This is a genomic window from Gottschalkia purinilytica (genome assembly GCF_001190785.1).
Taxonomy (GTDB): Bacteria; Bacillota; Clostridia; order Tissierellales; family Gottschalkiaceae; genus Gottschalkia_A; species Gottschalkia_A purinilytica.
In genome coordinates, this window is the sequence record NZ_LGSS01000002.1 from 315707 (window position 1) to 322015 (window position 6309).

Consider the following 6309-nt stretch of genomic DNA (forward strand, 5'->3'; position numbering starts at 1 on the left):
GGATAATTTATACTTTTTCATATCTTTCTACATCTAGTACTATTATAGTAGCTCCACCAACTTGTACTTTATAAGGCTCTGTCATAAATACACTATCTTCTGTTAAAGGAGGCGGATCCATTATAACTTCTCTAGTCTCGCATACCTCTTCTATCGTCTTTATTAGTTCATCTAATCTTTCTTTTTCTACTCCTATTAATAAAGTAGTATTCCCTGCTCTTAAAAATCCTCCTGTTGAAGCAAGCTTAGTTACTCTGAATTTATTTTCAGTAAGCTTATCAATTAGTTTAGTTACGTCATCATCTTGAATAATAGTTATCACAAGTTTCATATCTACACACTCCTATTTAATAAGATTATCGACCAACTCTTTGATGTTGTTAAACACTTCATGTTTATCTTTAGATGCATCTACTATCTTTATTTTTTCATAATACATATCTTTTATATTCATATACCCACTATATACTTTTTTATGAAAGCTTATATCTTCCTTTTCTAATCTGTCAGCATTTCCTTTCTTAGTTTTTCTTCTTAAAGATACTTCTGGATCTATATCAAACAGTAGTATAAGATCTGGTTCTAATCCTTGTGTAGCAAAGTCATTTATTTTTTTTACTTCTTCTATTCCTAACCCCCTTGCTATCCCCTGATAGACTAAACTAGACAAAACAAATCTATCACATATAATTATCTTTCCTTCATTTAATGCTGGTAATATCTTTTCATGTACGTGCTGTGCTCTAGATGCAGCATATAATAGGGCCTCTGTAGTATATGCTATATTGGTATTTTTATTATCTAATATGATTTTTCTTATGTCTTCACTTATATCTGTTCCACCTGGTTCTCTAGTTATAACTATTTCGTATCCTTTCTGAGTTAAATATTCTGATAAAAATCTAGTCATGGTGCTTTTTCCTGACCCATCTGGTCCTTCTAATGTTATAAAGTAGCTTTTCATTAGTTGTCTCCTTTCGGTATCCATTGCTATTATTCATGTTTATGTGTTCTTACATGCAATTTATATTAACTATTTAAGTATTTATATATATTATTTAATAGTTTATAACGATATTCATAGTAGTAATTATAATACTTTTACTTTTATTTCTTTGTCATTTTTTGATATCCCTAAAACTTCGATATTGTTTTCTATTAAAGTTTCTATATAGTCTATTATTTCTTTTGTTATAACTTCTCCTGGACATAGTATAGGCACACCAGGCGGATAAGGTATTACAAAGCTTCCAGATATTTTACTTTCTCCATTTTTTAAATTTATAATAGTTTTATCCTTATAAAAGGCTTCATATAATGGCATTTTTACTTCTGGAGTTATGAATCTAATATCACATATATCTTTTCTCGTATCTTTTTCCTTGTATTTCTTTGCTATATCTTCTATGGCATAGACTAAGTTCTTGAAGTCTTCTTCCTCATCCATTACAGACGCTAGTGCCAATCCATAATAGTAATCACTCATCTCTAGCTGTATATTATATTCTGATCTTAATATTTCCTCTAGTTTCTTTCCTGTAATATTTTTAATACTAAATAAAATTTTAGTTATATCAAAATCATAAAAGTTATTCTTATATTTATTATTTATATTAAATATCTTTACACCATCTATATTGTTTAGATATTTTGTATACTTCTCTATATTATTTATTAGTGTATTAAGTTTAGCTTGTCCTTCTTTTTCCATATATCCCCTAGCATAATCAAGTGATGACATTAGTATATATGATGGGCTAGTAGTTTGATAAACAGTAGACATTAGCTTTATTTTTTCTACATCAACCCTATCAGTTCCTATATGAAGCATTGAACTCTGAGTAAATGCTGGTAATGTCTTATGTGTACTTTGTATTACTATGTCTGCTCCACTTTCAAGTGCAGAAATAGGAAGTCTGTTACTAAAAGCTAAGTGACTTCCATGTGCTTCATCTACTATTAATATTTTTTTATATTTATGAACTATTTCTCTTATTTTTTTTATATCACTACATATTCCATAATATGATGGATATGTAATTACTACTGCTTCAATATCTGAATCTTCACTAAGTGCCTTCTCAATATCGTCAGGATTTATTCCTGTTAATATATTATCTTCTTTACTGTATATTGGATATATAAACTTATGATCTATTCTTCCTAGTACAAGGGCATTATGAACAGATTTATGACAGTCTCTTTGTATAAGAACTTTTCCTCCTGGATTTACGGTTCCTGTTATAGCTGTATAAATTCCTCCTGTAGTTCCATTTACGCAGTAAAGAGTTTCTTTAGCTCCAAACGTTTTTGCTGCTAATCGTTGACTCTCTAATATTATAGATGTAGGATTATGAAGATTATCTGTTCCTTCAATTTCAGTTACATCTATGTATGGTATAAGTTGTCCTAATTTTTCTAATGAATTTTTTCCTTTATGTCCTGGCATATGAAACCTTGTACTATCTTCTTTCAAATATTTCATAAGACCTTCTAATATAGGCAGCCTCATTTTAGTCCTCCTATTGTTTATAATAATTCTACTTTTAAAACTTTTTTTCCTTTAAATACACTCACTTTTTAATACTATCTAAATTATAATTTCTAATCAACCTATATTTAAATATAACTAAATATTTACATATAGTAAGTATATACTTAAGTTTTGAAATATTATTAATTAGGGTAACTTCCCGAGATTTCCAATATTAATAAACATATAAAAAATGCAATAAGTAAAAAGGCAAAAAAAATATAGGATTTTCTCCTATATCATGTAATTATTTGGGGATTTATTTTATTCATGCCTGTTATATAGTCTAGCCATATTTTCTTAATTATACACTTATAATATTCATATTTTACATCATCCATTCCTACATTGGCAATAGAACTAAGACAAACTTCACATATATGTACTCCAAGAAGATTTGCACCTTCTTTTCTAACTTCTCTACAAACTGTACAATTAGTAGAGTTCATATTATCAGCCCCTTAAAAGTTTAAGTATGTTATACTTAGATTGTTGCCTTAATAAAACCATATTATTCCTCAAGCATGGTCATTGTTCTTAAAAGGTGACTATTTTTTTTACTGCTTCTGCTACCGCTGGCATTACTTTTTTGTTAAAAGAATCTGGTATAATATAATCTTCTCTTAATTCCTCATCGTCTATAGTAAAGGCTATAGCTTTTGCAGCTTCTATTTTCATTTCATCAGTTATTTCTTTAGCTCTTACATCTAAAGCCCCTCTAAATATCCCTGGAAAGGCTAATACATTATTTATTTGATTGCTAAAATCAGATCTACCTGTAGCTACTATTTTAGCTCCATTTTCTTTAGCTATATTAGGCATTATTTCTGGAACTGGATTAGCTAAAGCAAATATTATAGCATCTTTATTCATACTTTTTACCATATCTCCTGTAACTATGTCTGGAGCTGATACTCCAATAAATACATCTTTTCCTGAGATTATATCTTTAAGAGTACCTTTTTCTAAGTTAATATTAGTTATCTCAGATATTTCTTCTTTTATCCAGTTTAAATTTTCTCTCCCTTTATATATAGCTCCTTTTGTATCACAAAGTATAATTTCTTTTATTCCAACTTTATAAAGAAGCTTACATATGGCTATTCCTGCTGCTCCTGAACCATTTATGACTATTTTTAAATTTTCTAATTTCTTATTAAGTAATCTACAACTATTCATAATTCCAGCTAATACTACTATAGCTGTACCATGTTGATCATCATGAAAAACTGGAATGTTTAGTTCATTTTTTAATCTTTCTTCTATTTGAAAACATCTTGGTGCTGATATATCTTCTAAATTTATTCCTCCAATAGAAGATTGTATAAGCTTAACAGTGTTCACTATAGTATCTACATCATTTGAATCTATACATATAGGTATACTATCTACATCAGCAAATTCCTTAAATAATATACACTTTCCTTCCATAACAGGTAAGGATGCATCTGGTCCAATATCTCCTAGTCCAAGAACTGCGCTACCATCTGTTACTACTGCAACTGTGTTTCCTTTAGAAGTATATTTATATATATCATCTTTGTTATTATGTATTCTTCTACAAGGCTCTGCAACTCCTGGAGTATACGCAAGTGATAGATCTTCTTTATTTTCCACTTTGACTTTTGATTTTATAGAAATTTTTCCCTTGTTCTCTTCGTGAAGTAATAATGATTTTTCGTTCGTATTCATACTCATCCCTCTTTATCTTTTATATTTTCTTATTGCTTGTTCATACAAATTATTTCCTTGGGAATCTATAGCCACAATAGCTGGTAGTTTTTCTACATATATTCTTCTTATAGCCTCTGTTCCTAAATCTTCATATGCTATTATTTCAACCTTTTTTATACAATCTGCTATCAGCGCACCTGCTCCACCTATTACTGCAAAATAAATTGCTTTATTTGATATCATACTATCTATCACGTCTCTATTTCTTAATCCTTTTCCGATCATTCCTTTTAATCCTTGTTTAAGTAATGTAGGTGTATAGTCATCCATTCTATAGCTTGTAGTAGGTCCTGATGAACCAGTAATTTCCCCTGGTCTAGATGGACAAGGCCCAGTATAGTATATTATTTGGTTTCTTATATCAAATGGTAACCCCTTGCCACTATTTAAATCCTCTATCATTCTTTTATGTGCAGCATCTCTTGCTGTATACATTGTTCCTGTTATATATACTGTATTACCAGTATTAAGGCTTGTTACTATCTCTTCCGTTAATGGAGTATTTACTATTATCTCATTCAAAACATTATATCTCCTTTTCACTACTTATCTTTAAATCAAAGATATTATTCTTTGTTTTTTATAATATCTTTTTTATTTCTACAATATAACATCTACATGTCTTGCAACATGACAGTTTATATTAACAGCTACAGGAAGTCCTGCTATATGAGTTGGAAATGTCTCTATGTTTACTGCTAGTGCAGTAATTCTTCCTCCCAATCCTTGTGGACCTATACCTAAGTTATTTATTTTTTCTAAAAGCTCTATTTCTAAATCTTTTATATGAGGTTTTTCATTATGTTTATCAATCTCCCTAAGTAAGGCCTTTTTAGCCAATTCGCATGATTTTTCCATAGTTCCTCCTATCCCTACTCCAACCACTATAGGAGGACACGGATTAGGTCCTGCTTTTTCGACTGTCTCTATAATAAATCTTTTTACACCTTCCACACCATCAGAAGGCTTTAACATTTTTAATGCCCCCATATTTTCACTACCAAATCCTTTAGGAGCAAAACTTATCTTAAGCTTATCTCCTTTCACTATATCATAGTGAATTACTGCTGGAGTATTATCATTTGTATTTTTTCTTATAAGAGGATCTTCAACTACAGATTTTCTCAAATAGCCTTCTTTATATCCTTGTCTTACACCTTCATTTATAGATTCTGTAAGACTTCCACCTTCTATATAAACATCTTGTCCTATTTCTATAAAAAATACAGCCATACCTGTATCTTGACAAATAGGAATTTGCTTATTTTTAGCTATTTCTGTATTAATAATCATTTTATTAAGAATATCTTTTCCTATGGGAGACTCTTCATTTCTTTCTGACTCTTTTATTTTATCTATAACATCTTTTCCTAAGTGGTAATTAGCATCTATACACATGTCCTTAATTGTTCTTATTATAAGTTCCGTACTTATTTTTCTCAATATTATCCCTCTTTTATATCTTGTCTTTATTTATATTTAAGATTATATATGAGTAATAATACATTGTCAAAAGATGAGAAATAAATAATAAGTATTATAATTTTGCATTATATGGTTTAATGGTAGATAAAAAAACATTAGAATAGTTATTTTGGAGCATAAATACAATATGAGAAAATAATAAAGGAATAATTCAAAAGATGAGATAAAATTAAAAGAAAAAAGATGATGAGCACTTATTTAGATTGTTTTGAAAAGATGCTAATATTAGTTATAACTTTAGAAATTAAACAAAGTAATTTGCAAGTAACTGAAAATAGATTCTAGCTTGCTACTTCTGTAACCTTTAAATTATCAAAAAATAAAAATAACCCAGCAACGTCCTACTCTCCCAAGGCGCTTCCGCCTAAGTACCATCAGCGCTGGAGGGCTTAACTTCTGTGTTCGGTATGGGTACAGGTGTTTCCCCTCCGCCATCGTTACTGGATTTCTTTAACTTAATATATTCTTTTAAAGGTTTGTACCTTCAAAACTACACAGCTACTTTCTTTCTTGGTCAAGCCCTCGACCTATTAGTATCACTAAGCTCAAGACATTGC

At 29.6% G+C, this 6309-nt stretch carries 7 protein-coding genes and 1 rRNA gene; all 8 read right to left on the reverse strand.

Annotated elements, in window-relative coordinates; genetic code table 11:
- Window positions 1-7 precede the first annotated feature (7 nt).
- The 8 genes from CLPU_RS03250 to rrf all read right to left on the reverse strand — a co-directional run bounded on the left by CLPU_RS03250 (window position 8) and on the right by rrf (window position 6197).
- Window positions 8-331 (reverse strand): cyclic-di-AMP receptor, encoded by a 324-nt coding sequence (locus tag CLPU_RS03250; RefSeq protein ID WP_050354206.1) that lies wholly within the window; start codon window positions 329-331, stop codon window positions 8-10.
- Between the two features lie 12 nt (window positions 332-343).
- Window positions 344-964: a dTMP kinase gene (gene tmk / locus CLPU_RS03255; protein ID WP_050354207.1), complete on the reverse strand. Its 621-nt coding sequence runs from the start codon at window positions 962-964 to the stop codon at window positions 344-346.
- Window positions 965-1090: 126 nt separating this feature from the next.
- Window positions 1091-2512 carry an aminotransferase class I/II-fold pyridoxal phosphate-dependent enzyme gene (locus CLPU_RS03260; protein WP_050354208.1) on the reverse strand — a complete coding sequence of 474 codons (1422 nt, stop codon included), beginning with the start codon at window positions 2510-2512 and terminating at the stop codon, window positions 1091-1093.
- Between the two features lie 260 nt (window positions 2513-2772).
- Window positions 2773-2982, reverse strand: coding sequence for a sigma factor G inhibitor Gin (locus CLPU_RS03265; protein ID WP_050354209.1), 210 nt, complete (start codon window positions 2980-2982; stop codon window positions 2773-2775).
- A gap of 88 nt (window positions 2983-3070) precedes the next feature.
- Window positions 3071-4225 (reverse strand): NAD(P)-dependent malic enzyme, encoded by a 1155-nt coding sequence (locus CLPU_RS03270; protein ID WP_050354210.1) that lies wholly within the window; start codon window positions 4223-4225, stop codon window positions 3071-3073.
- Window positions 4226-4237: 12 nt separating this feature from the next.
- Window positions 4238-4789 (reverse strand): Fe-S-containing hydro-lyase, encoded by a 552-nt coding sequence (locus tag CLPU_RS03275; protein WP_050354211.1) that lies wholly within the window; start codon window positions 4787-4789, stop codon window positions 4238-4240.
- A gap of 78 nt (window positions 4790-4867) precedes the next feature.
- On the reverse strand, window positions 4868-5710 hold the full coding sequence (locus CLPU_RS03280; protein WP_050354212.1) for a fumarate hydratase: 843 nt from the start codon (window positions 5708-5710) through the stop codon (window positions 4868-4870).
- Between the two features lie 370 nt (window positions 5711-6080).
- Window positions 6081-6197, reverse strand: a 5S ribosomal RNA gene (rrf, locus tag CLPU_RS03285).
- Between the last annotated feature and the right edge of the window lie 112 nt (window positions 6198-6309).